This is a genomic window from Pseudomonas sp. JY-Q, from assembly GCF_001655295.1.
GTDB classification, from domain to species: Bacteria; Pseudomonadota; Gammaproteobacteria; order Pseudomonadales; family Pseudomonadaceae; genus Aquipseudomonas; species Aquipseudomonas alloputida.
In genome coordinates, this window is the sequence record NZ_CP011525.1 from 3773782 (window position 1) to 3799300 (window position 25519).

The window sequence follows — 25519 nt, forward strand, 5'->3', positions numbered from 1 at the left end:
TTGGCGAGAATGTTTGGGCAGTGTTCAGAAACCGGTCTTGACCGTGCTCCAGACCCGGGTGATGGCGCGCATGTCCTTGGGGCTCTGGGTTTTCTGCGCGAACAGGCGCTCACGGGTTTGTGCGTCGGGGTAGATGGCCGGGTCCTGGCGGATGTCGTCACGCACCAGCGCGGTGGCGGCGGCGTTGCTGTTGGCGTAGTGGATGTAGTCAGTGACCTTGGCCATGGTCTGCGGCTGCAGCAGAAACTCGATGAAGCGGTGGGCGTTGGCCGCGTGCGGCGCATCCTTGGGGATGTACAGGTTGTCGAACCAGATCAGCGAACCTTCCTGGGGGATGAAGAACGACAGTTTGATGTCCTTCTTCGCTTCCACCGCGCGGGCCTGGGCGGTGGCGTAGTCACCGGACCAGGTCAGCGCCATGCAGACATCGCCGTTGGGCAGGCTGGTGAGGTAGTTGACCGAGTCGAACTTGCGAATGTAGGGGCGGATGCCCAGCAGCAGTTGCTCGGCCGCCTTGAGGTCGGCAGGCGACGCGCTGCGTGGGTCCTTGCCCAGGTACTGCAGGGCCAGCGGAATGACCTCGGTGGGCGCGTCCATCAGGGTGACGCCGCAGTCGGCGAAGCGCGAGACGATCTTGGGGTCGAACAGCATGGCCAGCGAACCGATCGGCGCGTCGGGCATGCGCGCGGTGATCTTGTCGACGTTGTAGGTGACCCCCGAGCTGCCCCAGGTATAGGGCGCCGAGTACTTCAGGCCAGGGTCGTAGCCCTGCAGGTTGTTGACCACCTGCTGATCGAGGTTTTGCCAGCTAGGCAGTTGCTGCTTGTCCAGTGCCTGGAACACGCCGGCGCTGATCAGCGGGGGGACCAGCGAGGCGTTGAGCATGACCAGATCGTAGCCGGAACGGCCGGTGAGCAGTTTGGTCTGCACGGTTTCGTAGCCATCAAAGGTGTCGTAGATGACCTTGATGCCGGTGGCCTTCTCGAAGTCGGCCAGGGTGGTTTCACCGATGTAGTCGGTCCAGTTGTACAACCGTAACGTGTTACCACTGTCCACCTCTGCCGCCTGGGCCAGGCTGGCGCCAGACGCCAGCAGCAGACCGCCAATCACCTTCAGTACCTTGCGCATGGCAACTCCATCGTGTGAGTGCTCCGGATCGAGCCGATGGGTTCACTATCGGTGGATTTGCCCAGGGGTGACATACCCCGAATGTGTGGGTGGTCGTTTTTTGGCAGGTGGCGCTGGAAGGTTTGCAGAACATCGTATGCCGACAAAATGTTGGGGCTGCTTTGCAGCCCTTTCGCGACACAAGGCCGCTCCCACAAGGACGGCGCAGCCTTCGAAGCTGGTGGTAATCCTGTGGGAGGACGGCGCAGCCTTCGAAGCTGGCGGTAATCCTGTGGGAGCGGCCTTGTGTCGCGAAAGGGCCGCAACGCGGCCCCAGTGTTCAGTACAGGAGAAAGGTCACGTCAGCGGGTACAACGCTTCATCGAACTGCGCCAGGCGCGGGAACACCAGTGGCTGGTCGTCCGAGAGCTGCTCCAGACGCTGCCGGTATTGCTGCAGAAAGTCCTGCCGCGCAGCAGCACTGATGTAAGGCACATGCCAAGCCACGAACGGCGGCAGCACCTCGAACCCGACATAGGCCAGCGTGCCCCGCAGGATCGGCCGCAGCATGTCTTCCAGCGGCCCGTGAATCGCGCCATCGCCAAACATGTGCTCGCGCCCGCCCAGGGTCACGGTCACCAGCGCCCTCTTGCCGGCCAAGCCGCCCTGGTCGTAGAAGCGCTTGCCGCCATAGCACACCCCCGACACCAGCACACGGTCGATCCAGCCCTTGAGCATGGCCGGGGCCGAGAACCAGAAGATCGGGAAGTTCAACACCAGCAGATCGGCCCACAACAGCTTGTCCAGCTCCTGCTGGATATCTGCGGCAATGGCACCGCGCTTGACGCCCTGACGCTGCTCCAGCGCATACACGAGGTACTCGGGGTTCTCGCGCTGGGTAAAGTCATCGGCACTGGCCACCGGGTTCCAGCCCATGGCGTACAAGTCACTGACCTGCACCTGATGGCCTTGGGCGCGGAAGGTTTCCACAGCCTGGTCACGCAGGGCTGCCGTGAACGATTGCGGTTCGGGGTGAGCGTGGACGATCAGTACATTCACAAGCATTCTCCTTACACAAAACAGGTTGTCTTCCAGCGGTGGCTCAGCACTGTACGGCTTTCACCTCGACGAACTCGGCCAGGCCCTCTTCGCCCCACTCGCGACCGTTGCCCGACTGCTTGTAGCCACCGAACGGCGCCCGGTAGTTGAACCCGCCCCCGTTGATGAAGCACTGCCCGGCCCGTATCTGCCGCGCCAGCGCCAGGCCGTGCTCGCGGCTGCCCGCCCACACCGCGCTGGACAGGCCGAACGGCGAGTCATTGGCCAGCGCCAGCGCCTGGGCCTCGTCGGCGTAGGGGATCAGGCACAGCACCGGACCGAAGATTTCTTCCTGGGCAATGCGCATGCGGTTGTCGACGTCGGCGAACAACGTGGGCGCCACGTAGAACCCGCGCTCGAAGCCGCCGTGATCACCACCGCACAACAAGCGCGCGCCCTCCTCCTGTCCCTGGCGAATGTAGTCGAGCACCGTGCGCCGCTGTCCTGCCGAACACATCGGCCCTAGGAAACTGGCGGGGTCACGCGGGTCGCCCATGACCAGTGCGCGGGTTTCGGCCTCGGCGATTTCCAGCGCCTCGGCATAGCGGCTGGCCGGCAGCAGCATGCGGGTCAGTGCCGTGCAGGTCTGCCCCGAGTTGATCATCACGTCCTGCACGCCATAACGCACCGCAGCGTGCAGGTCGGCATCGGCGGTAATCAGCAACGGTGACTTGCCCCCCAGTTCCAGGCATACCCGCTTCACCGTCGGCGCAGCCGCTTGTGCCACCCGCACCCCGGCACCGGTTGAGCCGGTGAACGACACCATGTCCACCTGCGGGTGCCGGGCCAGGGCTTCACCGACCTTGGCACCTGGGCCGCTGACCAGGTTGAACACCCCTGCCGGCAGGCCGATGGCGTCGATCATTTCGGCCAGCACAAATGCGTGTAGCGGCGTTTCCTGGCTGGGTTTGACCACCACCGTGCACCCGGCAGCCAGGGCCGGCGCCAGCTTGCCGATCATCTGGTGCAGCGGGTAGTTCCACGGGTTGATGAATGCGCACACGCCAACCGCCTCACGGTACACCAACGAGTTGCCGACTTCGCGCACCTCGTCCATCAGCCCGGCCAGTTCGGCGTATTGCTCCAACCCGGCAATCGGGCCTTCGACCTGCACCGCCTGGCACCACTGCACCGGCATGCCCAACTCGTCGGTGATGACCTCGGCCATTTGCGCCGCGCGGTTTTTCAGCTGTGCGACCAATGCCCGGATGTACCCGGCGCGCACGCTGGACGGTGTGCGCGACCAGCCATCGAAGGCCCGCCGCGCCGCCATCACCGCCCGCTCGACATCGGCCTCGGCGCCCAAGGGTACCCGGCCAATGGCCTGCTCGGTGGCCGGGTCGATCACCTCAGCCATGCCCTGCCCGCTCGGCACCTGCCAGGCGCCATCAATGTACAGCCGCGCATACTCACGCATGGCCGTACTCCCGTTTCAGTTCGTCGGCACAGCGGGCGATGCGCTGGCAGGCATCGACCAGCGCCGCATTGCCCAGCACCAGGCCCAGGCGGATATGCCCGGCAGCACTGGGGCCGAACGCTTCGCCGGCAAGCACCGACACGCCCTGGCTGTCCAGCAGGTAGTCGGCAAAGGCCTGGGCACCTACGCCGGTCTCACGAATATCGACCATCACGAACATGCCACCATCGGGCTTCAATGCCTTGAGGCCCGGGCAGCCGGCCAGCTGCTCGCACACCAGATCTCGCCGCTCGCGGTAGGCTTCGCGCATGGCGTCCAGCTCGGGCAACGGCTGCTCCAGCGCCACCACGGCGGCATCCTGGACGAAGTCCGGCAAGCCGTAGAGCATGCACAGGGCGAGGTTTTCCAGATGCGTGGCCAGTGCTGTCGAGCTGACCACCCACCCCATGCGCCAGCCGGTCATGGCATGCGACTTGGACAGGCTGTTCAACGTTGCAGTGCGCTCGGCCATGCCCGGCAGGCTGCCGGGGCTGACATGCTCGCCTTCATACAGCAGCTCGCTGTAGACCTCGTCAGAGATCAGCCACAGATCATGGGCAATGCACAGTTCGGCCAGCGCCTCCCAGGTGGCGCGCGGCAGGCTCGCCCCCGAAGGGTTGTGCGGGCTGTTCAGCGCCAAGGCGCGGGTGCGCGGGGTAATGCGCTCGGCGACGTCACGCGGGCACACGCGAAAGCCATTCTCGGGCTTGACCGGTACCGGTACCACCTTGGCGCCACAGGCGCCGAACACGGCCTCGTAAGTGACATACATCGGTTCGGCAACGATCACCTCATCGCCTGGGTCGAGTATGCACTGGGCCACGCAGAACAGCGCGCACTGGGCACCCGCCAGCACGGTCACCTGGTCGACGCTCACCGCCTGGCCACTGCGCTGCCGGTGACGGTTGGCGATGGCCTGGCGCAGCGCCAGCTTGCCGCGTACATCGGCGTAATGGGTATGGCCAGCGCGCAGGCTGTCGATGGCCGCCTCGACGATAGGCGCGGGGGTGTCGAAGTCCGGGTCACCCACCGACAGCAGCAGGATGTCCTTACCCTCGGCCTGCAGCGCAAGGGCGCGGTAGTGAATGTCCCAGGCCGCAGCCCCGTCGCCGGCGATGCGTTGGGTAAGCTTGGCGTAGCGCATGGCAATCTCCCTTCTTTGGCGGTTTCAGTCGACGAGGATCTTCGGGTTGGAACTGCCCCACACGGTGTACAGGTCGGCCAGCAACGCGCCGTTGATTTCTTCCATCTCGGCCTGGGTGATTTCGCCCCCGGCCTGCTTGCCGAACAGCACCACTTCGTTGCCCCCCTTCACATCAGGGAAGTCGGTGACATCGACCATCAGCGTGTTCATCGACACCTTGCCCACCACCGGCACACGGTGGCCGTTGATCAGCACATGGCCCTTGTTGGTGAATACCCGGCGGTAGCCATCGGAGTACCCGACCGTAATGTTGGCCAGGCGCGAATCACGGGCCAGGGTGAAGGTGCGGTCATAGCCCACGGTGTTGCCAGCCGGATAGCTGTGCACCGCAGCCACGTGCGATTTGAACTGCATCGCACGCTTGTACTCGGTGCGCGCCGGCACGGTGTCACCGAACAGCGCGCCCCCTGTTCGTACCATGTCCAGGCGCGCTTCCGGCACCTCCAGCGTAGCGAACGAGTTGGCGGCGTGCAGGGTGAGCTTGCTGCGGTCGAGCTTCGCGTGCTTGATCAACCAGTCAGTCTGCTCGTTGAAGGCCGCCAGGCCCTTGCGGACATCGTCCTTGTCTTCCACGGCGAAGTGGGTCATCAGCGCGACCAGCTTGAGGTGCTTCTGGTCGGTGATCTGCAGCGCTTCGCCACGGCCGGACCAGGTGGCCATCTCCACCCCGTTGCGGCTCATGCCGCTGGAGTTGAGCGCCATGTGAATGCGCAAGGTCTTGCCATGGCGCGCGGCGATGGCATCGGCCTGGCGGGCAAATTCCGCGCTGCCCACCAGCTCTTCCATGTCGTACTGCAAGCCATCTTCCAGCTCGTTGAGGCTGGCCAGGCGTACCCGCACCAGTTGCCCGGTGAAGCCACTGGCGCGGACCACGCGGGCCTCCTCGTTGCTGGCCACCGCCACGCAGGGCACGCCCTGGGCGATGATCGATGGCATTACCAGGCCGATACCGTGGCCATAGGCATCGGCCTTGAGCACGGCGCACAGCTTGGACTTGCCGGCCAGCTCGGCCTGCAGCGTGCGGATGTTGTGCTGCAGGGCGCTGGCGCTGACTTCGACCCAGGCATTGCTGTTTTGCGCGGTCAGGGCGTTGGTACCGTTGTCCATCGACAGCGGGGGGGCGGCATACAGTGGGGCTTGGCCGGTGATCAGCAGGGCCAGGGATGCGGCCAGAAGTGTACGGCGAAATGGCATGTGGGTTTCTCTTGTTCTTTTGGTTGTTCGCGGCTTAACAGACGCAGGTGTGTTTGAGTTCGATGAAGGTCACGCCGGGTGTGGCGAAACCGCTGGCCAGGTCGGCCTGCAGCGCGTCCAGATCACGCGGCTGGCGCACCGCGCAACCAAAGGCACGGGCCAGGCCGATGAAGTCCGGATTACGCGGCAGCACGCCGACCGGCTCGATGTTCAGGCCGAGCATGTCATCGCGGATCTGCCCGAGGGCGTCGTTGTTCCACAGCAGCACCACCAACGGCCGGTCCAGTTCCTCTACAGCCGTGGCCAGCTCCTGGGCGGTATAAAGGAAACCGCCGTCGCCCACCAGCACCAGGCCTGGGCGATGGTCGGTGGCAAGCATGCCGCCAATACCGGCCGGCAGGCCGTAGCCGAGTGTGCCGTAGCCGGTCGGATGCAGCCAGCTACGTGGTGCCCGGCTGGCGAAGGCGTAGTTGCCGGTGTAGGCCAGTTGGGTCATGTCGCTGCTGATGAACGCATCGTCGGGCAGCACGGCGGCAATGCGGTCAAGAATCGCCTGATGGGTGGCCTGCAACGGTGCATGCCCATGACGAATGGCCTGGCGCAGGTTGCTCACCGCTTCGCTCGCCTGAGCAGGGTCTCGGTCGAGTGCAGGCAGGTGTGCGAGCAAGCCGGCCAGGGTTTGCCGGGCATCACCTTGCAAGGCAATGGCACAGGGGTAGAAGTCGTTGAACTTGCGCGGGTCGATGTCCACGCGCAGCAGCTCGCCAGTGATCGGCAGGCGCTCGCGCCAGAAGTCGGTGTCGGCCATTTCGGTGCCCACGGCAAGCACCACATCAGCCTGGCTGATCAGCTGCCAGCCGGGTTCCACGCACAGGCTGGAACCGGCATTCAGGGGCGCCTGCGGCGGCAGCAGGCCCTTGCCGGCCACGCTGGTGAACAGAGGCGCTGCCAGCCGTGTACTGAGTTGCTGCAACTGCTCAGCCGCGTGCAACGCGCCACCCCCGGCAATGATCATCGGCCGCTGGGCGGCGGCAAGCTTCAGGGCAGCCTGCTCGAGGGTTTCGCGGCACGGCTGGCCACGCCCAGGACGGCGTACCACCTCGTCGCTCCAGTCCCGGCTGACCGATGCCGCCAGCACGTCCAGCGGCACCGAAATGTGCACCGGGCGCGGCCGTTCGCTGTCGAACACTGCCCAGGCGCGAGCGATCAGCTCGGGCAAGTCGTCGCCCTGCAGGGCCACCGCAGAAAACGCCGTGATGGGCGCAGTCATGGCGCGCTGGTCCTGGGTTTCATGCAGGCAGCCCCAGCCCTTGCCCAGGCTGGCGGTGTGGTTGACGCTGGAAATCACCAGCATCGGCACCGAGTCGGCATAGGCTTGGCCGATGGGGGTGGCGACGTTGGTCACGCCTGGGCCGGTAATGACGAAACACACCCCAGGCTTGCCACTGACCCGCGCATAGCCGTCGGCCATGAAGCCGGCGCCCTGCTCGTGGCGGGTCAGTACATGGCGAATGCCACTGCCCGGCAGGCCACGGTACAGCTCCAGGGTGTGCACCCCAGGGATGCCGAACACGGTCTCCACACCGTAGTTGGCCAACAACCGCACCAGCGCCTGGCCGGCTGTCAGGGTAAGGTCATTCATGTCGTTCTCCTTGCGCCTGGCCGAGGCGGATCAGCGCGTCGACCGCGGTGGTGCCATGGGCACCGACCATCAATGGGTTCACATCCAGCTCCAACAGCTGCCCGGCGTTTTCGCAGGCGTAGTCGGCCACCGCACGGATAGCTGCGACCAAGGCGTCGAGATCGGCAGCCGGGCGGCCACGGAAGCCTTGCAGCAGGCTGGCACTGCGCAGGTTCAGCAGTGCGGCGCGGATGGCGCTGTCGGTGGTGGGCAACAACAGGCTGACACTGTCCTTGAGCAGTTCGACCAGCACGCCGCCGGCACCGATCACCAAGGCCAGGGCAAAGTCGTGTTCACGTTTGATGCCCACTATCAGCTCGGCCAGCGGCGGCTCGGCCATGGGCTCGAGCAGTACCTGGTCGAACGCGACGTGCGGGGCGTAGGCAGCGATGCGCTGGCGCATCTGCAACAGTGCAGCTTCCAGGGCGGCGGCATCACGCAGGTTCAGCGCCACCGCACCGGCTTCGGTCTTGTGCGGCAGCTGTGCGCTGACCGCCTTCAGTACCAGCGGGTATCCCACGCGGGCGGCGTCTGCCACAGCGCGCTCGGGCGTACTCAGCACACCTGCCGGTACCGGCAGACCGAAGGCGCGCAGGGCCTGCTTGGATTGCCATTCGTCCAACAGTCGGCTTTCGCCCGTGAGGGCCTGCGGGCACAGCGGTACCCGCGCAGCCTCGCCCTGGTCCAGTAACCGCTGGCGGTTCCTTTGGTAAGCGACGATGCGCCCCCAGGCCGCCAGGCCGTCTTCCACGCCCTGCAGGGCAGCGATGCCCCGCGCATGCAGGCGCTCACGCGCACTGGCAGGCAACAGTTCCGGGAAAGCCGAGGTGACGAAGCCGATCTTGCCGTGGCGTTCAACGGCATCGCAGTACAGCCCCAGCAGCAGGTCACATTCCTTGCGCTCGCCGGTGAACGCCGCCGGGTAGTCCAGCACCAGCATCGCCGCGCCCGCGGCGCCGCTCAGGGTACTGTCGAGCATGCGTTGCAGGGCGGCCTCATCGCCCCAGATGGCTGTGGTGAAGTCCAGTGGGTTGACCAGGTTGGCATAGCCCGGCAACACCTCGGCCAGTGCCGCCACCTGCCCTTGCTCGAGCTTCGGCAGTTGCAGATCGTGGCGTTCGGCATAGTCGGCAATCAGGCCGGCATCGCCGCCTGAGCAGGCCAGCGCAATCAGCTCGCCATCTGCCGGCAAGCGTCCGCAGGCTGCGGCCTTGAGCGTTTCGACAAAGCTCACCGGGCCGCTGACGCGGATCACCCCCAGGCGCTGGAACAAGCTGTCGTACAACGCATCGGAGCCGGACAACGAGCTGGTGTGGCTGAGCGCCAGTTCAGCGCCGATCTGCGAAACGCCCGTCTTCAGGGCAATGATCGGCGTACCCTGCTGCAATGCCTTGTAGGCGGCGCGTGCAAAGCCCGGCACGTTCTTCAAGCCTTCCAGGTGCAGCCCGATGGCCGTTACCCGTGGGTCGTCGAGCAGCACATCCATCAGCTCGGCCACACCCAGTTGCGCCTGGTTGCCGACCGAGGCCATGTAGGCCACCGGCAGCGAGCGGTCGCTCATGGACAGGTTGTAGGCAAAGTTGCCGCTCTGGGTGAGGATCGCCACGCCCTTCTCCACCTGCTGGCCGCCATGGGCCACCGGCCAAAGGGCTGCACCGTGCAGGTAGTCGAGCAGGCCATAGCAGTTGGGGCCGAGCAGGGCCATGTTGCCGGCCGCAGCGAGCAGGCGCTGCTGCAACTGGCAGCCCTCTTCGCCGCTTTCGGCAAAGCCGGAGGCATAGCAGATGGCACCCCCGGCGCCACGCGCGGCCAGCTCGGCAACGCACTGCAACGTCAGCTCACGGTTGGTGGCGATGAACACCGCGTCCGGGGCGTAAGGCAAGTCGGCCACGCGGGCCACGCAAGGGATGCCTTCCAGGCTTTCATGCTGCGGGTTGACCAGCCACAGCTCACCGCCAAAGCCGCCTTCGGCGCAGCGCTTGAGCGCCCGCGCCATGCTGCGCCCGCCAACGAAGGCCAGGTGCCGGGGCGCCAGCAGGCGCTTGAGGTTGTCACGAATCGATTGCGACATGGGTGTTCTCCTGGCGCTCAGCGCAGCAGCGGGCGCAGCAGTTCGCGGGCGATGATGTGCCGCTGGATTTCCGAAGTACCCTCCCAGATGCGCTCGATACGCGCGTTGCGCCAAATGCGCTCAACCGGCCCTTCGTCCATCAGGCCCATGCCGCCGAAGATCTGCACGGCTTCGTCGGCGACCTTGCCCAGCACTTCGCTGGCAAACAGCTTGGCCATGCCGGCTTCACCGTCGGTCATGTTGCCCTGGTCCATCTTCCAGGCGGTGTGCAGGGTGAGCATCTCGGCCGCGCGGATCTGCGTGGCCATGTCGGCCAGCTTGAACGACACCCCCTGGTAGCTGCCGATGGCCTGGCCGAACTGCTTGCGGTCGGCGGCCCATTGCAGTGACAGGTCGAGGGCGCGCTGGGCCTGGCCCACGCAGTTGGCGGCGACCATCACCCGGCCGGCGGTAAGCCAGGCGTTGGCCACTTCCCAGCCCTTGCCGACTTCGCCCAGCACCTTGCTGGCCGGCACCCGGCAGTCGTCGAAGAACAGCTCGTAGGTGTGATAACCACGGTTGCTCACGCACTTGGGACCACGGCGGATGGTCATGCCCGGCGTACCCCGGTCGACCAGCAAGGCGGTGACCGCATTGCGCTTGCGCCCGTTGTGCTCATAGGTGTCGGTGACAGCGAAGACAATGGCGAAATCGGCGTGGCCGGCGTGGCTGATGAAGTGCTTGCTACCGTTGATGACAAAGTCATCGCCTTGGCGCACGGCGCGGGTCTTGATGGCGTTGGCATCGGAACCGGCACCCGGTTCGGTGAGGGCAAAGCAGTCGGTTTTCTCGCCCTGCACACAAGGCAGCAAGTAGTCGTTGATCTGCTCGTCCTTGCAGGCCATGAGGATTTTCGACGGCCGTGCAACGAAGACATGCAGCGCCCAGGACACCTTGGACAGCTCACGTTCGATCAGCGCCTGGGACAGGTAGTCCAGACCGCCCCCTCCCACTTCCTCGGGCATGTTGAAGGCATAAAAACCGGCTGCGATGGCCTTGCCACGGATCTGTGCGGCCAGTTCGGGTGACACGGCGTCGGCGCGGTCCACCGCTTCCTCATGGGGCAGCAGCTCCTTGGCAACAAAGCTGCGTACCGCTTCCACCAACATTTCTTGTTCTTGGGTCAGTTGGAAATTCATCTGCGAAGGTCCTGATGAGGGTCGGGTATCGGATTACTGGCCGGTAAAACGGGGGGCGCGGCGTTCAACCGAGGCTTGCAGGGCCTCGGCGCCATCCTGGCTGCGGCCGCACAGCAGGCCGGCGTGGCGCTCGGCCTCCAGCTGCTCGGCGAGGGTGCGCCGGGCGCCGTCGCGGATCAGCTGCTTGGTCTGCGCATAGGCGAACGTCGGGCCATTGGCCAGGCGCCCGGCCAACTCGGCCGCCACGGCGGGCAGTTGCTCGTCGGCGCAGACTTCGCTGACCAGCCCAGCCGCCAGGGCACGCTCGGCGCCCCACAGTTCATCGAGGAACAACAAGCGCTTGGCCTGCTCGCTGCCGATCAGCCGTGGCAGGTGCCAGCTGGCGCCGGCATCGGGGCTGTAGCCCATGCTGGTGTAGCCGGCCTTGAAGCGCGCCGAGGCGGCGGCGATGCGCAGGTCGCAGCACAGGCTAAGGTCCATGCCACCGCCCACGGCGGTGCCGTTGATGGCGGCGATGGTGGGTTTGTCGAGGCTGTGCAGGCGCAACATCAGGGCATGGGCAGTTTCGGTCCAGCCATAGCTTTCCAGGGTGCCGGCAGCTTCGGCGGCAGCCCATTCGGCCAGGTCGGCGCCAGCGCAGAAGCTGCGGCCGCTGCCGGTCAGCACCACCACGCGTACGGCGGGGTCGTCGGCATGGCTGTCGAGCAAGGCGTGCAGTTGCTTGAGGGTGGGAATGTCCAGCGCGTTGCGCTGCTCGGGGCGGTTGAGGGTGATCCAGGCAACGCCAGCTTCGACCTTGCTCAACAGTGGCGACGACGGGGTAGTCATGGGGGCCTCGGTGTTGTTGTGATGGTTTTGGAGGGCTTGACGAGGAAGATACTAAACGAGTGTTCAACAAGACGGGATGGGCTGTTACAACTTCGCACAACTCGGTGTTTGGCGTTACACAAGGGCGTTCGTCGTGACGGCTTTATGGCCTGTGAGATCGCGCGCCGCGCGGGCGGTGCTCGATCTCACAGGTGCTGAACATGCAGCGATTGACACCCGCCGGCGACGAGCTGCGGTGTCAAACCCCTGGTGCGCTGGGTGCGAAGGCCCCCTGCCGGCGGCGGTTGACGAAGAAGTACGCCGCGTAGCATAGGGCAATGAAGCCAAAGCCCCAGTACAGCGACGGTCGTTGGGTTTCATCCAGCGCCAGGAACACGAACAGCGAGCTGCACAGGGTGATGCACAGCAGCGGCACCAGCGGGTACAGCGGCGCCTTGTACTTCAGGTCCTGCAGTTGCCCGCCGTCGCGCAGCCAGGCCTTGCGGAAGCGGTACTGCGCCAGGGCGATGACGATCCAGGTCACGGTGCCGGACATACCGCTTACCGCCATCAGCACCATGAACAGCGTGTCAGCCGCAACGAAGCTGGTCATCAGCGAAATCAGCGCAAAGCACAGGGTGATGCTCAGCGCCCGCAGCGGCACGCCACGCTTGCTCAGCGGCGACAGGCTTTTCGGTGCCATGCCAGTCTTGGACATGGCCCAGAGGATGCGCGTGGAGGCATACAACCCAGAGTTACCCACCGAGAGGATGGCCGTGAGGATGACGAAGTTCATCAAGTCGGCGGCGTAAGGGATGCCGACCATGTCGAACACCTGCACGAACGGGCTTTCCATCAGCCCGGCCTGCTCGTGCGGCACAATGGCCGACAGCACGGCAATCGCCAGCACATAGAAGATCAGCACGCGGAACACCACATTGCGCACCGCCCGCGGGATGCTTTTTTCCGGGTGCTCGGTCTCACCAGCCGCCACCCCCATGATTTCGCAACCCTGGAAGGCATAGACCACGGTCATCATCACCGCGAACACTGCCGACAGGCCGTGGGGGAACAGCGACTCGCCCACCAGGTTGTTCAGCATCGGTGCGGGTGCCCCGCTGCTCAGGGGGATGGCACCGAAGATCACCAGCAGGCCAATGACGATGAAGCCGAGGATGGTTGCCACCTTGATGCCCGAGAACCAGTACTCGGCCTCGCCAAAGGCACGCGTGGCCAGGGCGTTGAGGCCGAACAGCACCACCACGAACAGCGCCGACCAGTACCAGATCGGCACCTCCGGGAACCAGCGGGTCATCAGCATGCCGGCAGCGGTGAACTCCAGGCCTACGGTGGTGGCCCAGCTCATCCAGTACACCCAGCCGATCATGAAGCCGGTGGCCGGGCCAATGTACTTAGTGGCGTGGGCCTGGAACGAACCGGACACCGGCATCTGCACCGACAGCTCACCCAGGCAGACCATCACCAGGTACATCAGCAAGCCCGCGACCAGGTAAGCCAGGATCGCGCCCACCGGCCCACCCTGATTGATGGTTACGCCCGAGCCCATGAACAGGCCGGTTCCAATAACCCCACCCAGCGACAGCATGAAGATGTGTCGGCTTTTCAGGGCGCGGGTGAGCTGGATCTTTTCAACGTTGTCAGTCATGGCGCACCTCACCATTGCGGCAGGTACGTGTGGCGATGCGAACGAGGGGCTGAGCGCTACGGCATGTCATTATTCTTGTCTCCAATAAGCCTCATGGACCGCGTGCAACACGGTTGCCATGGATTATTGGAAACGGATGTAAGGTGCCGTTGTACGAACGGATCGAAGATGTAAAAAGTCGTAAGTTTTTTGTACGTCAGCTCTGAATCAGCTGTTCCAGGGTCGCACGGGCCTGGCCGAGCTGGCTTGCCAGTGGCTCGGCCAGTGCGTTCAGCGCCTGCCCATCATGCTGGCGGGCTGCGTCTTCCAGGCGTCGCAACAGCGCAGCCAGGCCAGAAAAACCCAGGGAGTCGCAACTGCCGGCCAGGCGATGGGCCAGGTGCAGCACCTCGGTAAAGTCCTGGGCTGGCAGCGCCTCGGCCAACGCCGTGGCGTGCTGCTCCAGTGACTGGCGCAACACATTCAGCAGGCCCTGCAGCTTCTGCTCGCCCAGCAGCGAGCGGTGGGTGGCCAGCAGCGACCAGTCCATGTTTGCGTCAATACCGGCCTCTTCAGTCGGCGTTGCGTCGGCCAGCGCCTGGCGCAGGTTGGCCAGCCGCAGGGGCTTGGCCAGCACACCTTGCATGCCGGCTTCCAGGTAATCCGACAGTTGCCCCGGTTGCACGCCAGCGGTCAGCGCCACTATCCGGCTGTGGTGGTTAGGCCCGGGGGTGGCGCGAAGCTGCCGGCACAGTTCCACCCCGCTCATGCCGGGCAGGTGAACGTCCAGCAGGATCAGGTCGAAGCGCCGCTGTGCGCACAACTGCAGGGCCTGCCCGGCATCCTCGGCAAAGCTCACCCGGTGGCCATCGCGCACCAGCAGGCCGCTCGCCACCTCACGGTTCAGCGCGACGTCCTCGACCACCAGGATATCCAGGCTGGCGCTGACCGACTGGGCCGGGGTATTGGCCGCAACCGGCTGCCCAAGGGCGATGTCGAGTTCGAACCAGAAGCAGCTGCCCTGCCCTTGTACACTGTCCAGGCCAATGCAGCCCCCCAGCTTTTCCACCAGGTGCTTGCAGATCGCCAGTCCCAGACCGGTGCCGCCGTAGCGGCGTGCCACGGCCTCGCTGGCCTGGACGAAGCGGTCGAAGATTTTTGCCTGTACGGCCGGCTCGATGCCGATGCCATTGTCACTGACCGACACCCGCAGGCGCTGCGTGGTCGCCTCGCTGACCAGCACCTGCACCTTGAGCCGCACCTGGCCGTGCTCGGTGAATTTGATGGCATTGGCCAGCAGGTTGCTGAGCACCTGACGCAGGTACTGCTCGGCGCCGTGCTGGTAACCGGCTAATTGCTCATCAATCTCCAGATGCAGTGTGTCTCCGTTGTCCGCGGCCATGGGTTCGAGCAGCGCCAGCACTTCCTGGCACAACTGGCGCAGCGAAAAGCCGACCAGCTCGGCGCGGCTCTCACCTTCTTCGAGCCGGGCGAAATACAGCACTTCGTTGAGAATCGCCAACAGCCCCTCGCCGGCCTTGTACAAGGCTTCCAGGCGCTGACGGTCGGCCGCTTCCAGCCGGCCACCGCGTAGCAGCTCGGCCATGCCCAGGATACCGTTGAGCGGGGTGCGCAGTTCGTGGCTCATGGTCGCCAGGAAGCGTGACTTGGCCAGGTTGGCGGCCTCGGCGTCATCCTTGGCCCGGGCCAGGCTGGCGGTACGTCGTTCGACCATGGCCTGCAGTTCGTCGCGCTTGTCTTGCAACGCCAGGCGGTCGCGCTCGCGGCGTTCAATGTCGCTGAGGATGGCGCGGCGCATATCGTCCAGGGCATTGGCCACCGTGTCGATCTCGTCAGGGCGCGATGAACGGCGGCGCCCCAGGCGCAACGGTTCCTGCCATTGGCCGGCGCCAATACGCCGGGCGAACTCGGCCATCACTTGCAGATGGCGGGTGACCAGGCGATAGAACAGCCCCGACAGCGCCACTGCCAGGCCACACAGGAACACGCCCATCCACAGCAGGCTGGCAAGGCCGGTGGCATACAACCGATGGTGCACCGCACCCAAGTCGATACTCACTTCAAGCTCACCCAGGTGCCTGGCGGGGCCCGAGGGGGGCTGATAATCCAGGGGGAAGCGCTCGATGCGCAGCGGCCCCTTGGGTTCGGCCTCCCCTCGCAGCAGTTGAAAATCGTCGCTAACCAAGCGCACCCGGGCCACGTCGGAAAAATCCACCAGGCCGCGCAATTGCGTATCCAGCTGCGCCTCGTCCAAGTCCCACAGGCTGCGCTCCAGGCTGGCGAGGTAGCCTGCGCGGATCAACGCCATGCGCGCCTCGATGTCGCGCATCTCGCGGCGGTATTCAAAATACAGCTGCACGCTACTGGCCAGTACGGTAAAGCACAGGCTGAACAACAGGATGAACCGCAGCAGGCGGCGCAGCAGGCCATCGGTGTGCAGGCGAATCATCGGGCATCTGCCGGCAGGTTGATCATGTCGCGGTAGGTGACCTCGCTCTGCTCCAGCCAGCGCGCGATCTCGCCAGCCTGGTTCATGCGCCGCAACTGCGCGTCGATTTCGTCCATGTGCTGGCTCAGGGGTGATTGCCGCGATACGGCTACCCGCAGGTAGTCCACGCTCAGCGCGCTGGGCAATACGCGGATGTCCTGCGCGCCGGGCAGGTGCTCGATGAACAGTTGGCCGGTACGCCGCTCCTGGATCACGTAGTCGATGCGCCCGCGGATCAGCTTGCCGAAGTTCTGCTGGCTGGACGATACCCGCTCGATGTTCTGGTGGCGGGCGACGAAGCGGTCGAATTCGGCGCCGTAGCTTTCGCCGTACAACAGGCCGCCGCGGTAACCGGCCAGGTCCTCCAGCTGCTGGAACTGCACCGGTCGTTTGCGGTTGTAGAACACGGCCACCTCCTCGCGCACCACCGGCTCCGTGGAAAAACGCATGCGCTGGTCACGCTGGTCGCTGTTGTAGGCCAGGACCACGTCCACCCGCCCGGCGGCGGCGTCCATCAGGCAGCGCTTCCAGTTGCCCAGCACCACGGTTTGCACCTCGTAGCCCATGCGCGCGAACAGTTCACGCACCACGGTTGGGGCCAGGCCGCGCACCTGGTGGCCGTCGCTCCAGGAAATGGGCGGGTACACCGGGTAGTCACAGTAACGCACGGGCTCACTGGCACTGGCGTGCAGGGTGGGCAACGTCAAGGCCAGCGCCAACTGCCAGGCGCGAGGAATCATGCTGCCACGCTGGCGGTGAACAGGTAGCCGGTGCCGTGAATGGTGATGATCAACTGCGGTTCGGCCGGGTCGTCATGCAGCTTGCGCCGCAGGCGGCCGACCAGCACGTCGATGGAGCGGTCGTTGGGCACCCACTCGCGGTTGCGAATCTGGTCCATCAACTGGTCGCGGCTGAGGGTGTGGCCGCTGTTGCGCAGGAACACGCTGAGCAACTGGAACTCGCCGTGGGTCAGCAGGGTTTGCCCGCCACGGGCGTCGATCAGGCGCCGGCGGTCGGTATCCAGCGCCCAGTCGGCGAACTGCTTCAGCGATTGCGCGCAGGCCGGGGCGGGGTGCGCCTCGCGGGCATGGCGCACGCGGCGGATCAGGTTTTTCGCCCGGGACACCAGCTCGCGGGGGTTGAGTGGTTTGATCACGTAGTCATCTGCACCGCATTCCAGGCCAACGATGCGGTCTATGTCGTCATTGCGCCCGGTGACGAGGATGATGCCAACCTCCGAGCGCACCCGCAGTTCGCGGGTCAGGGTGAGGCCGTCCTTGCCGGGCAGGCGGATGTCCAGCAGCACCAGGTCGACATCCTGGCTGGCAAGCAGGGCTTCGGCCCTTTCCGCAGTGTCGGCGCAGTGTACGTCGTAGCCCTCCTGGGACAGGTAGGCCTGCAGCAAGTCACGAATAAGCGGATCGTCATCGACGATCAATACCCGAGGCGTCATTGCGTGTTGTCTCTTTTTATTGGTGTTGTTCTACACACTCGCGACAGCAGCGTACTCGTTACTGAACAGGTGATCAACAGCCCTCGGACAGGCTGAAGCGCCTCCGGCCACCGGCCTGCAGGCCGTCGACCCAGGCCTCGCAGATGATCACGCCCTGCTCGGGGGTGAAGGTGCCGGGGTTCAGGCCCGACTCCAGCCACAGGCCGTCGAGCAAGGCGCTCAGGCTGATGGCCGCCAGGTCGGCATCGAAGCCCTGCCAGCCCTCCTCCTCGGCCAGTCTGGCCAGTAGCCGGCCAAGTTCGTTGCGGTACTCGCCATAGGAGTGGTCGTGCACCTGGTTGATCGCGTCGGCGGTCTTCACCGCGCCCCAGAAGGCCAGCCAGGCATCGAGCAATTGCGGGTCGAGCAGCTCGGCGCAGAACGAGGCACGGAAGAACGCGGACAGCCGCTCGCGGGCATTGGGCGCGGCCTGGGCCATGGCCTCACGCAACAGGCCCATCACCCGACCGGTGACGGCCATGTAAGCCTCTGCCACCAGTTCGTCCTTGCCCGCGTAATGGTGGCTGATCAGCCCGACCGAGACCCCGGCCTCGGCCGAGATCTTGCGGATCGAAGCCCCCTGGAAACCATGGCGTTTGAGGCACACCAGGGTCGCCTCGACCAGGTTGGCTTTGCGCAGTTCCGGCAGCATGCGGTGGTAGCGGGCTTCCTGAGTCATCGGTGGGTCTCTGGTTAGGGGCTGGACTGAACGACTGTACAACAAGCCGGACTGCGTGATAAACCCTAAGCGCCACTGCCCGGCAGGGCCCCCTCACAACAACAAAAGCGGCTGCCATGAACGACCTGATCACACGCGAGCTGGACCAAGGCCTGCTGACCCTGGCCTTCAACCGCCCCGACAAGCTCAATGCCCTGAACACTGCCATGTACCAGCTGCTGGGCGACCTGTTGCTGGCGGCAAGTGAAGACCCCGCTGTCGATGCCATCATCATCACCGGTGGGCCGCACTGCTTCAGCGCTGGCAACGACCTTCGCGACTTCCTCGACAACCCGCCCAGCGACCTGGACAGCCCGGTGTTCCGCCTGATGCGGGTGGTCATGGGCCTGGACAAGCCGCTGATCGCAGCGGTCAGTGGTGCGGCGATCGGCATCGGGGCCACCCTGTTGGGCGACCAGGTGCTGGTCAGCCGCTCGACCAAGCTGCGCATGCCTTTCGCGCCGCTGGGTGTGTGCCCGGAGTTTGGTTCCAGCCTGCTGCTACCGCGTGTGCTTGGCCAGGCCAGGGCGGCACGCTTGCTGCTGACCAATGCATTGCTGGATGGCGAACAGATGCTGGCCTGGGGGCTGGCCAATGAGCTGCATGAAAACGGCGAACAGTGCCTGGACGCTGCCCGCACACTGGCGCGGCAGCTGCAAGGCTACCCGCAGGCGGCACTGCGTATCAGCAAGCGGCTGCTCAAGGACAGCCAGCGGGCGGAGCTTGAAGCCACGGTGGCGCGGGAAAGCCGACTGTTCATCGAGTGCTTGCGTACTGAAGAAGCGCGGGCCGTGCTGCGAGGGCTGATCAAGGGTTGAAGGGGCTGGCGCGATCTTCATGGGCGCAACTGTCCTGCGCAAACGTTGTTGCACTAGTACCCGGTCATCTCCAGATACCCGCGCCCGCCCGCACTCCCGTTCAAGCGTACCGGCCCTTCCCAATACGGGAACCGTGTCTGCATCCACGCCTGCGGCTCAACGGCATCGACCTGCACATCCACCCCATGCTCCGGCACTTGCACCCGCCAGCGCGTCGGTACCTGCTTGCCGTTTTTCTGCGCAGACCAGGCCAGCGCCTGCAGGCGGATCTGTGCGGCGTCCAGCGCCACCACCTCCCCCTGTGGCCCTACCCAGGTCCCGGCGCGATACGGTTCACCGTGGGCCTCCCGTACCTGGAACAGCATCAGCTTGGCGCCACTGTCCAGGTGCAGGGAAAACCAGTCCCAGCCGGTCTGCCCGGGCGCCAGCGGCTGACTGCTCCATTCCCGGTCCAGCCAGGCCTGCCCGGTAACCGCGATGCACAGGCTGCCATGCTGGACGTGCCCCTGGACCTGGTAGAACGGCTGGCTGTAATAGTACGAAGCCTGGCCCTTGCCTGATTTTTCGCTGTAGCCCTGCTCCCCATGCAGCACCAAGGGAAGATCGCTGTGCAACTGCAAGTCATAGCGAAAACCGTCGCCACTTGCGACCATCTGTAGCTGTTCAATACCGCCCTGGCCCTGTAACACCCAGTCATTGATCCATGCACGAAACGGCTGGGCCTGCACGCCGGCCTGGCCGATACCCCCCCGCGCCAGGGTTTCAGCAGCCTGATGGCCACCCGGCCCGGTCAGTGCTGCATGCCCCATCCACAGGTTCGGGCTGTTCCAGCCGGTGGTCTCCGGGCCGGGGCGCAGGGCCGAGCGGAACAGTGTCCACTGGGCGCCCCAATCTCGGCCCTGGGCGTCCTTGAGGTTGGCGGTGACATACCACCACTCGATACGAAAGCCGTCGTGGGGACCGTGGTCATGCGGGAAGACCAGACGATGATCGCGGGTCACCTGGCTGAATTCGCCAGCCTGCTGCCCGAGCCCGGCATAGCTTTGCGGTGCTGGCTGATCACAGCCGCACAACAACCCGCTCAGCAACAGCAACGCATTAAGCTTCATCGGCCAACGGCCTCAACAGTTCGCGCGGCTGGCGGCGCGCCAGTTGCCACAGCGGCCAGGCGCAGGCCAGCAGGCTGGTGAACATGCCCAGCACGGTCAACTGCAGCAGTTGCATGGGGAACACATACAGCGGTAAACGCCAGCCGAATGCCTGCACGTTCACCACCGCGACCAGGCACCAGGCCAGCAGCAACCCAAGCGGGATTGCCAGCAGCACGGTGAAGCTGCTTAGCATGAGTGTCTGCCCCAGGCTCAGCCAGACCAGTTGCATGCGCCGCACCCCCAGCGCCCACAGCGGTGCCAACTGGCCCAGCCGGGCCTGGCCCAGGGTCAGCAGGTTGATGAACAACGCCACACCAGCCACGCCAAGGGTAAGGCTGTTGAGGGCTGCGGTGGCGGCAAAGGTGCGGTTGAAGACGTCGGTTGACCAGCGTTTCAGGCGCGCCTGCTCGACCACCCGGCTGTCATCCAGGGCAAAGTGCTGTTGCAGCGCGGCCTTGAGCACCGGCACCCGTTCAGCGCTCAGGTCGACACTCAAGCCGGCCAGGGTTGCCTGTGGCCAGTGGGCGCGCAACCAGCCGGCATTGACCAGTACATGCCCCTTGGGGTTGCCGTAATCGGCGTAGATCCCGACCACGGGCAAGGCTGGCGTGTCTGCGGGCAGCTGCAGGCTGTCGCCCAGTTGCAGGTTCAGTCGCCTGGCCAACTGCTCACTGAGCATCACGGCTTGTCCACTGGCCAGTCGCTGCCAGGCGCGCGAATGCTGTTCCAGCAATGGCCAGCGCGTTCCATAGGCGGGGTGATCGACAATGCCCTGCACTTGCACCGGCCAACCTTGCAGCTGCATGTCTGCGCGCCAGCCAGGCAGGACCACGCTGGCCACAGGTTGCTGCTTGAGCCACTCGACTATCTGCAAGCCTTGGGCCGTATCACGTGGGGTGACATACAGGTCGGCGGAGAGGCGCAGGTCAAGCCAACCGACAAACGTCTTGCGAAAACCCTCGGTCATGCTGCCCACGCCAACACTGGCAGCCAGCGCCAGCAAAAGAGCGACCAACGCCAGGCTCAAGGCTGGCAGTTGCTGGCGGCTGTCAGCCACGAACCATTGCGCCAAGGGCCGGTGGCAACGACGCGCCAGCCAGGCCAGTACCCGATCGAGCAAGGCCGGCAACAGCAGCGCCGCCGCCAGCAGCAACCCTGCCAGCATGCCGAACGCGCTAAGCAGGCCAGCCCCGAAGACACCACAGCCCAAGGCCAGCAACAGCAGCAGGCCCGCTAGCAAAGCCTGCCGTTGCAACCATGGCCCCTGCGCCAGTCGCCAGGCCTGGGGTTGCGCCAGCGCCAGCAAAGGCAACCGGGCAGCACGCATTACACTCTCCAGCCCTGCCAGCAATGCCCCGAGTACACTTACCAGCACACCCAGCAGCCACCACCCCGCCGGCAGGCTCAACGTACCGGCGACCTGGGCGCCATACAGACCACGCAGGCTGGCGGCCACGTCGGGCAACAGCCACGCGGCCAATGCGTAACCACTGACCACCCCGGCCAGCCCACCCACTGCCGCGAACAGGCCCAGCTCCAGCACCAGGGCACCCAGCAGGGTCTTCAGGCTGATGCCGCACGCGCGCAGGTTGCGGATCAGCCCACGGCGCTGCTCCAGCGCCAGACCGATCGCGGCGTGGGCGATGAACAAGCCGACAACGAACGCCAGCAGGCCGAGGGCGGTCAGGTTGAGGTGGAAACTGTCGGTGAGGCGCTGCAAGCCGCCATCGTCCTGCCGCGGCTGCAGTTCAAGGTGGCGGGCAATATCCGTAGGCAACGGCCCGGGCGTATCAGCCAGCAGCAGACGAGACAACTGCCCCGGTGCGTTCAGCAACGCCTGCGCGTGGCCGATGTCCACCACGATGACCCCAGGTGCCAACGCAGGCTGCAAAACCATAGGCGGCAGCAACTGCCCTTCACTGTCGCGGGTCGGCTGCCCGGGGCTTGTGTTCAGTTGACGCAAGGTGTCTGGCCCAACCCAGGCTTGCCCGGGCGTGCCGATGAACGCTTGCAGGTCGAATGCCTGCACCTGCACCCCGGCAATGCTGCTGGCAGGCGGCAGGCTCAACGGCTCGATGCCGATCAGTCGCACACTGCGTGCGGGCTCGCCCGGCAAGCGCAAGCGCCCTTCCAGCACCGGCGAAACAGCCCAGCCCTGCCTGCGCAGTTGCACGTACAACGCCTGATCGAAGCGCTCGCCATTGCGCGCGATCAGTTGCGCCTGCAACGGCCCGGTCAGTACCGCGCTGGCCCGGGCATAGTCGCTGCGTGCCTGGCTGTTCAATGCCTGCACACCGGTCCACAGCGCCGTGGCCAGCCACAGGCCAGTGAAGATGCTGAAGCACTGCACACGATGGCGCCGCCAGTGGCTGAGCAGCGCCAACAGGGCCAGCGACAAAAGCTTCATCAGCCCTGCTCGGGCCGCACACGGCCGGCCTGCAGGTAGCAACGGCGCTGCAAACGCGCCGCCAGCCGCGGGCTGTGGGTCACCATCAGTACCCCGCTGCCGGCTTCGGCGACCAACTGCAACAACAAACTCAGCACCTCGTCACTGCTGGCCTCGTCAAGGCTGCCGGTCGGTTCGTCAGCCAACAGCCAGGCCGGGCGCCCGGCAAGCGCACGGCCGATGGCGACCCGCTGCTGCTGGCCGCCAGACAGTTGTTCCGGGTAACGCTCAAGCAGGTCCGCCAGGCCCAGGCGCTGCGCCAGGTAAGCCGCCCAATGCGGGTCATGCCGCCCGGCGAGGCGGGCCTGGAAGGTAAGGTTCAGGCCCACGTCCAGGCTGCTGATCAGGTTGTACTGCTGAAACACCAGGCCGATCCCCTCCCGCCGCCACTGCGCCAGCGACGCTTCCGAACGGCCATCGAGCGGAACATCGTCGATCAGAATACGGCCGCTGTCCGCTCGGTCCAGGCCAGCCACCAGGTGCAGCAAAGTGCTCTTGCCGCTGCCCGACTCGCCCATCAGCGCCAGGCTGCTGCCCCGCGCCAGGCGCACGTCGACCCCCTGCAATATGGGGAGCGGGCCTTGGGGGGTGGGGAATGATTTGTAGAGTTGTTCGATGGCTAGCATCGAGTGGCCTTGATGGGTGGGGTGTCCCTTTAGGCATAGCAGGTTCGGCCAAGCCTGCTCCTGCACCGGCCGCTTTGATCGATCTCGCCGGTGCCTTCCTGTTCAGACGACGTGCTGCTGCGGCCGCCCCCTCGAATCGCAGGGGCGCCCCTTCAATGGATCCACTAAAAACCGATAATCGCACAGAATCCGCATTAACAAAGCAAAATGCATTGACCATGCCCGCCAGTCGCAGCCTTAATGGATCCATTAAATAAAAACAAAACCCCGGAGAGCCTCCCATGTACCCTAAAAACACCTGGTACGTCGCCTGCACCCCCGACGAAATCGCCACCAAACCCCTGGGCCGGCAGATCTGCGGGGAAAAAATCGTGTTCTACCGCGCCCGAGAGAACCAAGTCGCCGCCGTCGAGGACTTCTGCCCGCACCGCGGCGCACCGTTGTCGTTGGGCTATGTCGAGGACGGCAACCTGGTGTGCGGCTACCACGGCCTGGTGATGGGTTGCGACGGCAAGACCGTGTCGATGCCGGGCCAACGGGTGCGTGGCTTCCCCTGCAACAAGACCTTTGCGGCCGTCGAGCGCTATGGCTTCATCTGGGTCTGGCCCGGTGACCAGGCGCAGGCCGACCCGGCGCTGATTCCGCATCTGGAATGGGCGGTGAATGATGAGTGGGCCTACGGCGGCGGGCTATTCCACATCGGTTGCGACTACCGCCTGATGATCGACAACCTCATGGACCTCACCCATGAAACCTATGTGCACGCCTCCAGCATCGGCCAGAAGGAGATCGACGAGGCACCGCCGGTCACCACCGTCACCGGCGACGAAGTGGTCACCGCCCGGCACATGGAAAACCTCATGGCGCCGCCGTTCTGGCGCATGGCCTTGCGTGGCAACGGCCTGGCCGACGATGTACCGGTGGACCGCTGGCAGATCTGCCGCTTCACCCCACCTAGTCATGTGCTGATCGAAGTGGGTGTAGCGCATGCCGGCAAGGGCGGCTACCACGCCGAGGCACAGCACAAGGCATCGAGCATCGTCGTCGACTTCATCACCCCGGAAAGCGATACCTCGATCTGGTACTTCTGGGGCATGGCACGCAATTTCGCTGCGCACGACCAGACCCTGACCGACAACATTCGTGAGGGCCAGGGCAAGATTTTCAGCGAAGACCTGGAAATGCTCGAACGTCAGCAGCAAAACCTGCTGGCCTACCCCGAGCGCAACTTGCTGAAGCTGAACATCGATGCCGGCGGCGTGCAGTCACGCAAAGTGCTGGAGCGGATCATCGCCAAAGAGCGGGCGCCGCAGCCGCAACTGATCGCCACCAGCGCCACCCCTGCCTGAGGAACAGCCGACATGATCGATGCCGTAGTGGTATCCCGTAACGATGAAGCGCAGGGTATCTGCAGCTTCGAGCTGGCCGCGGCAGATGGCAGCCTGCTGCCGGCGTTCAGCGCCGGCGCCCATATCGACGTGCACCTGCCCGACGGGCTGGTGCGCCAGTATTCGCTGTGCAACCACCCCGAAGAACGCCATCGCTATCTGATAGGCGTGCTCAACGACCCTGCTTCGCGGGGCGGCTCACGTAGCCTGCACGAGCAGGTGCAGGCCGGTGCCCGGCTGCGTATCAGTGCGCCGCGCAACCTGTTCCCGCTGGCCGAGGGGGCGCAGCGCAGTGTGCTGTTTGCCGGCGGCATCGGCATTACCCCAATCCTGTGCATGGCCGAGCAGCTGTCCCACTGCGGCCAGGCCTTCGAGCTGCACTACTGTGCCCGCTCCAGCGAGCGGGCGGCGTTTGTCGAGCGGATTCGCAGCGCGCCGTTCGCTGATCGGCTGTTCGTGCATTTTGACGAGCAGCCGGAAACGGCGCTGGACATCGCCCAGGTGCTGGGCAACCCGCAAGCTGATGTGCACCTGTATGTATGCGGGCCAGGCGGGTTCATGCAGCATGTGCTGGACAGCGCGAAGGGCTTGGGCTGGCAGGAGGCCAACCTGCACCGCGAGTACTTCGCCGCAGCACCGGTGGATGCCAGCAACGACGGCAGTTTCTCGGTGCAGGTGGGCAGCACGGGCCAGGTGTTCGAGGTGCCAGCCGACCGGACCGTGGTGCAGGTGCTGGAAGAGAACGGTATCGAGATCGCCATGTCGTGCGAGCAGGGTATTTGCGGCACCTGCCTGACACGCGTGCTGCAGGGCACACCGGACCATCGCGATCTGTTTCTCACTGAAGAGGAACAGGCCCTGAACGATCAGTTCACGCCCTGCTGCTCGCGCTCGAAGACGCCGCTGCTGGTGCTGGACATCTGAACCGGC

Annotated in this window: 20 protein-coding genes; 3 read left to right on the plus strand and 17 right to left on the minus strand. The window is 65.2% G+C overall.

Annotated elements, in window-relative coordinates; translation table 11 throughout:
* Positions 1–24: 24 nt before the first annotated feature.
* From AA098_RS17115 to AA098_RS17180, 14 genes are all read right to left on the minus strand, one after another.
* Positions 25–1128 carry a polyamine ABC transporter substrate-binding protein gene (locus AA098_RS17115; protein ID WP_060538045.1) on the minus strand — a complete coding sequence of 368 codons (1104 nt, stop codon included), beginning with the start codon at positions 1126–1128 and terminating at the stop codon, positions 25–27.
* Positions 1129–1464: 336 nt separating this feature from the next.
* Positions 1465–2166, minus strand: coding sequence for an NAD(P)H-dependent oxidoreductase (locus tag AA098_RS17120; RefSeq protein ID WP_017148265.1), 702 nt, complete (start codon positions 2164–2166; stop codon positions 1465–1467).
* Positions 2167–2209: 43 nt separating this feature from the next.
* Positions 2210–3622: an aldehyde dehydrogenase family protein gene (locus tag AA098_RS17125; RefSeq protein WP_060546034.1), complete on the minus strand. Its 1413-nt coding sequence runs from the start codon at positions 3620–3622 to the stop codon at positions 2210–2212.
* Entirely contained in the window at positions 3615–4805 is a 1191-nt protein-coding gene (locus tag AA098_RS17130; protein WP_064614809.1) for a pyridoxal phosphate-dependent aminotransferase, read from the minus strand. Before AA098_RS17130 ends, AA098_RS17125 begins: the two co-directional genes overlap by 8 nt.
* Positions 4806–4829: 24 nt before the next feature.
* On the minus strand, positions 4830–6059 hold the full coding sequence (alr, locus tag AA098_RS17135) for an alanine racemase (protein WP_064614810.1): 1230 nt from the start codon (positions 6057–6059) through the stop codon (positions 4830–4832).
* Between the two features lie 34 nt (positions 6060–6093).
* Positions 6094–7701, minus strand: a complete 1608-nt coding sequence (locus AA098_RS17140; RefSeq protein WP_064614811.1) for a 5-guanidino-2-oxopentanoate decarboxylase — start codon at positions 7699–7701, stop codon at positions 6094–6096.
* Positions 7694–9811: an acetate--CoA ligase family protein gene (locus AA098_RS17145; protein WP_064614812.1), complete on the minus strand. Its 2118-nt coding sequence runs from the start codon at positions 9809–9811 to the stop codon at positions 7694–7696. Before AA098_RS17145 ends, AA098_RS17140 begins: the two co-directional genes overlap by 8 nt.
* A gap of 17 nt (positions 9812–9828) precedes the next feature.
* A complete protein-coding gene (locus tag AA098_RS17150) occupies positions 9829–10989 on the minus strand; it encodes an acyl-CoA dehydrogenase family protein (RefSeq protein ID WP_003256129.1) in 1161 nt (386 codons plus the stop codon).
* 33 nt (positions 10990–11022) lie between these two features.
* On the minus strand, positions 11023–11817 hold the full coding sequence (locus AA098_RS17155) for an enoyl-CoA hydratase/isomerase family protein (RefSeq protein ID WP_004576437.1): 795 nt from the start codon (positions 11815–11817) through the stop codon (positions 11023–11025).
* Positions 11818–12055: 238 nt separating this feature from the next.
* On the minus strand, positions 12056–13462 hold the full coding sequence (locus AA098_RS17160) for an amino acid permease (RefSeq protein WP_003256132.1): 1407 nt from the start codon (positions 13460–13462) through the stop codon (positions 12056–12058).
* A 196-nt stretch (positions 13463–13658) separates the two neighbouring features.
* Complete coding sequence (locus tag AA098_RS17165; protein ID WP_003256133.1) at positions 13659–15911, minus strand: hybrid sensor histidine kinase/response regulator; 2253 nt, start codon at positions 15909–15911, stop codon at positions 13659–13661.
* Positions 15908–16690, minus strand: a complete 783-nt coding sequence (locus AA098_RS17170; protein ID WP_003256136.1) for an ABC transporter substrate-binding protein — start codon at positions 16688–16690, stop codon at positions 15908–15910. Before AA098_RS17170 ends, AA098_RS17165 begins: the two co-directional genes overlap by 4 nt.
* Entirely contained in the window at positions 16687–17403 is a 717-nt protein-coding gene (locus AA098_RS17175; protein WP_003256139.1) for a response regulator, read from the minus strand. The genes AA098_RS17170 and AA098_RS17175 overlap by 4 nt, the downstream gene beginning before the upstream one ends.
* A gap of 73 nt (positions 17404–17476) precedes the next feature.
* Positions 17477–18121 (minus strand): TetR family transcriptional regulator C-terminal domain-containing protein, encoded by a 645-nt coding sequence (locus AA098_RS17180; RefSeq protein ID WP_004576435.1) that lies wholly within the window; start codon positions 18119–18121, stop codon positions 17477–17479.
* 116 nt (positions 18122–18237) lie between these two features.
* Here AA098_RS17180 and AA098_RS17185 point away from each other — a divergent pair, with 116 nt between their 5' ends.
* Positions 18238–18978 carry an enoyl-CoA hydratase-related protein gene (locus tag AA098_RS17185; protein WP_064614813.1) on the plus strand — a complete coding sequence of 247 codons (741 nt, stop codon included), beginning with the start codon at positions 18238–18240 and terminating at the stop codon, positions 18976–18978.
* A gap of 53 nt (positions 18979–19031) precedes the next feature.
* Here AA098_RS17185 and AA098_RS17190 read toward each other — a convergent pair whose 3' ends face one another.
* From AA098_RS17190 to AA098_RS17200, 3 genes are read right to left on the minus strand one after another with little or no spacing between them, the layout of a single operon-like run.
* Complete coding sequence (locus AA098_RS17190; protein WP_064614814.1) at positions 19032–20087, minus strand: lipocalin-like domain-containing protein; 1056 nt, start codon at positions 20085–20087, stop codon at positions 19032–19034.
* Complete coding sequence (locus AA098_RS17195) at positions 20077–22536, minus strand: ABC transporter permease (RefSeq protein ID WP_064614815.1); 2460 nt, start codon at positions 22534–22536, stop codon at positions 20077–20079. Before AA098_RS17195 ends, AA098_RS17190 begins: the two co-directional genes overlap by 11 nt.
* The gene (locus AA098_RS17200) at positions 22536–23201 is read right to left on the minus strand and encodes an ABC transporter ATP-binding protein (RefSeq protein ID WP_003256144.1); all 666 of its coding nucleotides are present in this window, start codon (positions 23199–23201) and stop codon (positions 22536–22538) included. The genes AA098_RS17195 and AA098_RS17200 overlap by 1 nt, the downstream gene beginning before the upstream one ends.
* Positions 23202–23482: 281 nt before the next feature.
* Between AA098_RS17200 and AA098_RS17205 the strand changes: the two genes are divergently transcribed.
* Positions 23483–24550: an aromatic ring-hydroxylating dioxygenase subunit alpha gene (locus AA098_RS17205; protein ID WP_003256145.1), complete on the plus strand. Its 1068-nt coding sequence runs from the start codon at positions 23483–23485 to the stop codon at positions 24548–24550.
* Positions 24551–24562: 12 nt separating this feature from the next.
* Positions 24563–25513 carry a PDR/VanB family oxidoreductase gene (locus AA098_RS17210; protein WP_004576417.1) on the plus strand — a complete coding sequence of 317 codons (951 nt, stop codon included), beginning with the start codon at positions 24563–24565 and terminating at the stop codon, positions 25511–25513.
* Positions 25514–25519 lie beyond the last annotated feature (6 nt).

Bases quoted from the DNA above. Each gene is read 5' to 3' on its own strand.
- AA098_RS17205 (WP_003256145.1), top strand. From the start codon at position 23,483: ATGTACCCTAAAAACACCTGGTACGTCGCCTGCACCCCCGACGAAATC.
- AA098_RS17115 (WP_060538045.1), bottom strand. From the start codon at position 1,128: ATGCGCAAGGTACTGAAGGTGATTGGCGGTCTGCTGCTGGCGTCTGGC.
- AA098_RS17200 (WP_003256144.1), bottom strand. From the start codon at position 23,201: ATGCTAGCCATCGAACAACTCTACAAATCATTCCCCACCCCCCAAGGC.
- AA098_RS17190 (WP_064614814.1), bottom strand. From the start codon at position 20,087: ATGAAGCTTAATGCGTTGCTGTTGCTGAGCGGGTTGTTGTGCGGCTGT.
- AA098_RS17195 (WP_064614815.1), bottom strand. From the start codon at position 22,536: ATGAAGCTTTTGTCGCTGGCCCTGTTGGCGCTGCTCAGCCACTGGCGG.
- AA098_RS17170 (WP_003256136.1), bottom strand. From the start codon at position 16,690: ATGATTCCTCGCGCCTGGCAGTTGGCGCTGGCCTTGACGTTGCCCACC.
- AA098_RS17150 (WP_003256129.1), bottom strand. From the start codon at position 10,989: ATGAATTTCCAACTGACCCAAGAACAAGAAATGTTGGTGGAAGCGGTA.
- alr (WP_064614810.1), bottom strand. From the start codon at position 6,059: ATGCCATTTCGCCGTACACTTCTGGCCGCATCCCTGGCCCTGCTGATC.
- AA098_RS17125 (WP_060546034.1), bottom strand. From the start codon at position 3,622: ATGCGTGAGTATGCGCGGCTGTACATTGATGGCGCCTGGCAGGTGCCG.
- AA098_RS17160 (WP_003256132.1), bottom strand. From the start codon at position 13,462: ATGACTGACAACGTTGAAAAGATCCAGCTCACCCGCGCCCTGAAAAGC.
- AA098_RS17180 (WP_004576435.1), bottom strand. From the start codon at position 18,121: ATGACTCAGGAAGCCCGCTACCACCGCATGCTGCCGGAACTGCGCAAA.
- AA098_RS17145 (WP_064614812.1), bottom strand. From the start codon at position 9,811: ATGTCGCAATCGATTCGTGACAACCTCAAGCGCCTGCTGGCGCCCCGG.
- AA098_RS17165 (WP_003256133.1), bottom strand. From the start codon at position 15,911: ATGATTCGCCTGCACACCGATGGCCTGCTGCGCCGCCTGCTGCGGTTC.
- AA098_RS17175 (WP_003256139.1), bottom strand. From the start codon at position 17,403: ATGACGCCTCGGGTATTGATCGTCGATGACGATCCGCTTATTCGTGAC.
- AA098_RS17130 (WP_064614809.1), bottom strand. From the start codon at position 4,805: ATGCGCTACGCCAAGCTTACCCAACGCATCGCCGGCGACGGGGCTGCG.
- AA098_RS17185 (WP_064614813.1), top strand. From the start codon at position 18,238: ATGAACGACCTGATCACACGCGAGCTGGACCAAGGCCTGCTGACCCTG.
- AA098_RS17155 (WP_004576437.1), bottom strand. From the start codon at position 11,817: ATGACTACCCCGTCGTCGCCACTGTTGAGCAAGGTCGAAGCTGGCGTT.
- AA098_RS17140 (WP_064614811.1), bottom strand. From the start codon at position 7,701: ATGAATGACCTTACCCTGACAGCCGGCCAGGCGCTGGTGCGGTTGTTG.
- AA098_RS17210 (WP_004576417.1), top strand. From the start codon at position 24,563: ATGATCGATGCCGTAGTGGTATCCCGTAACGATGAAGCGCAGGGTATC.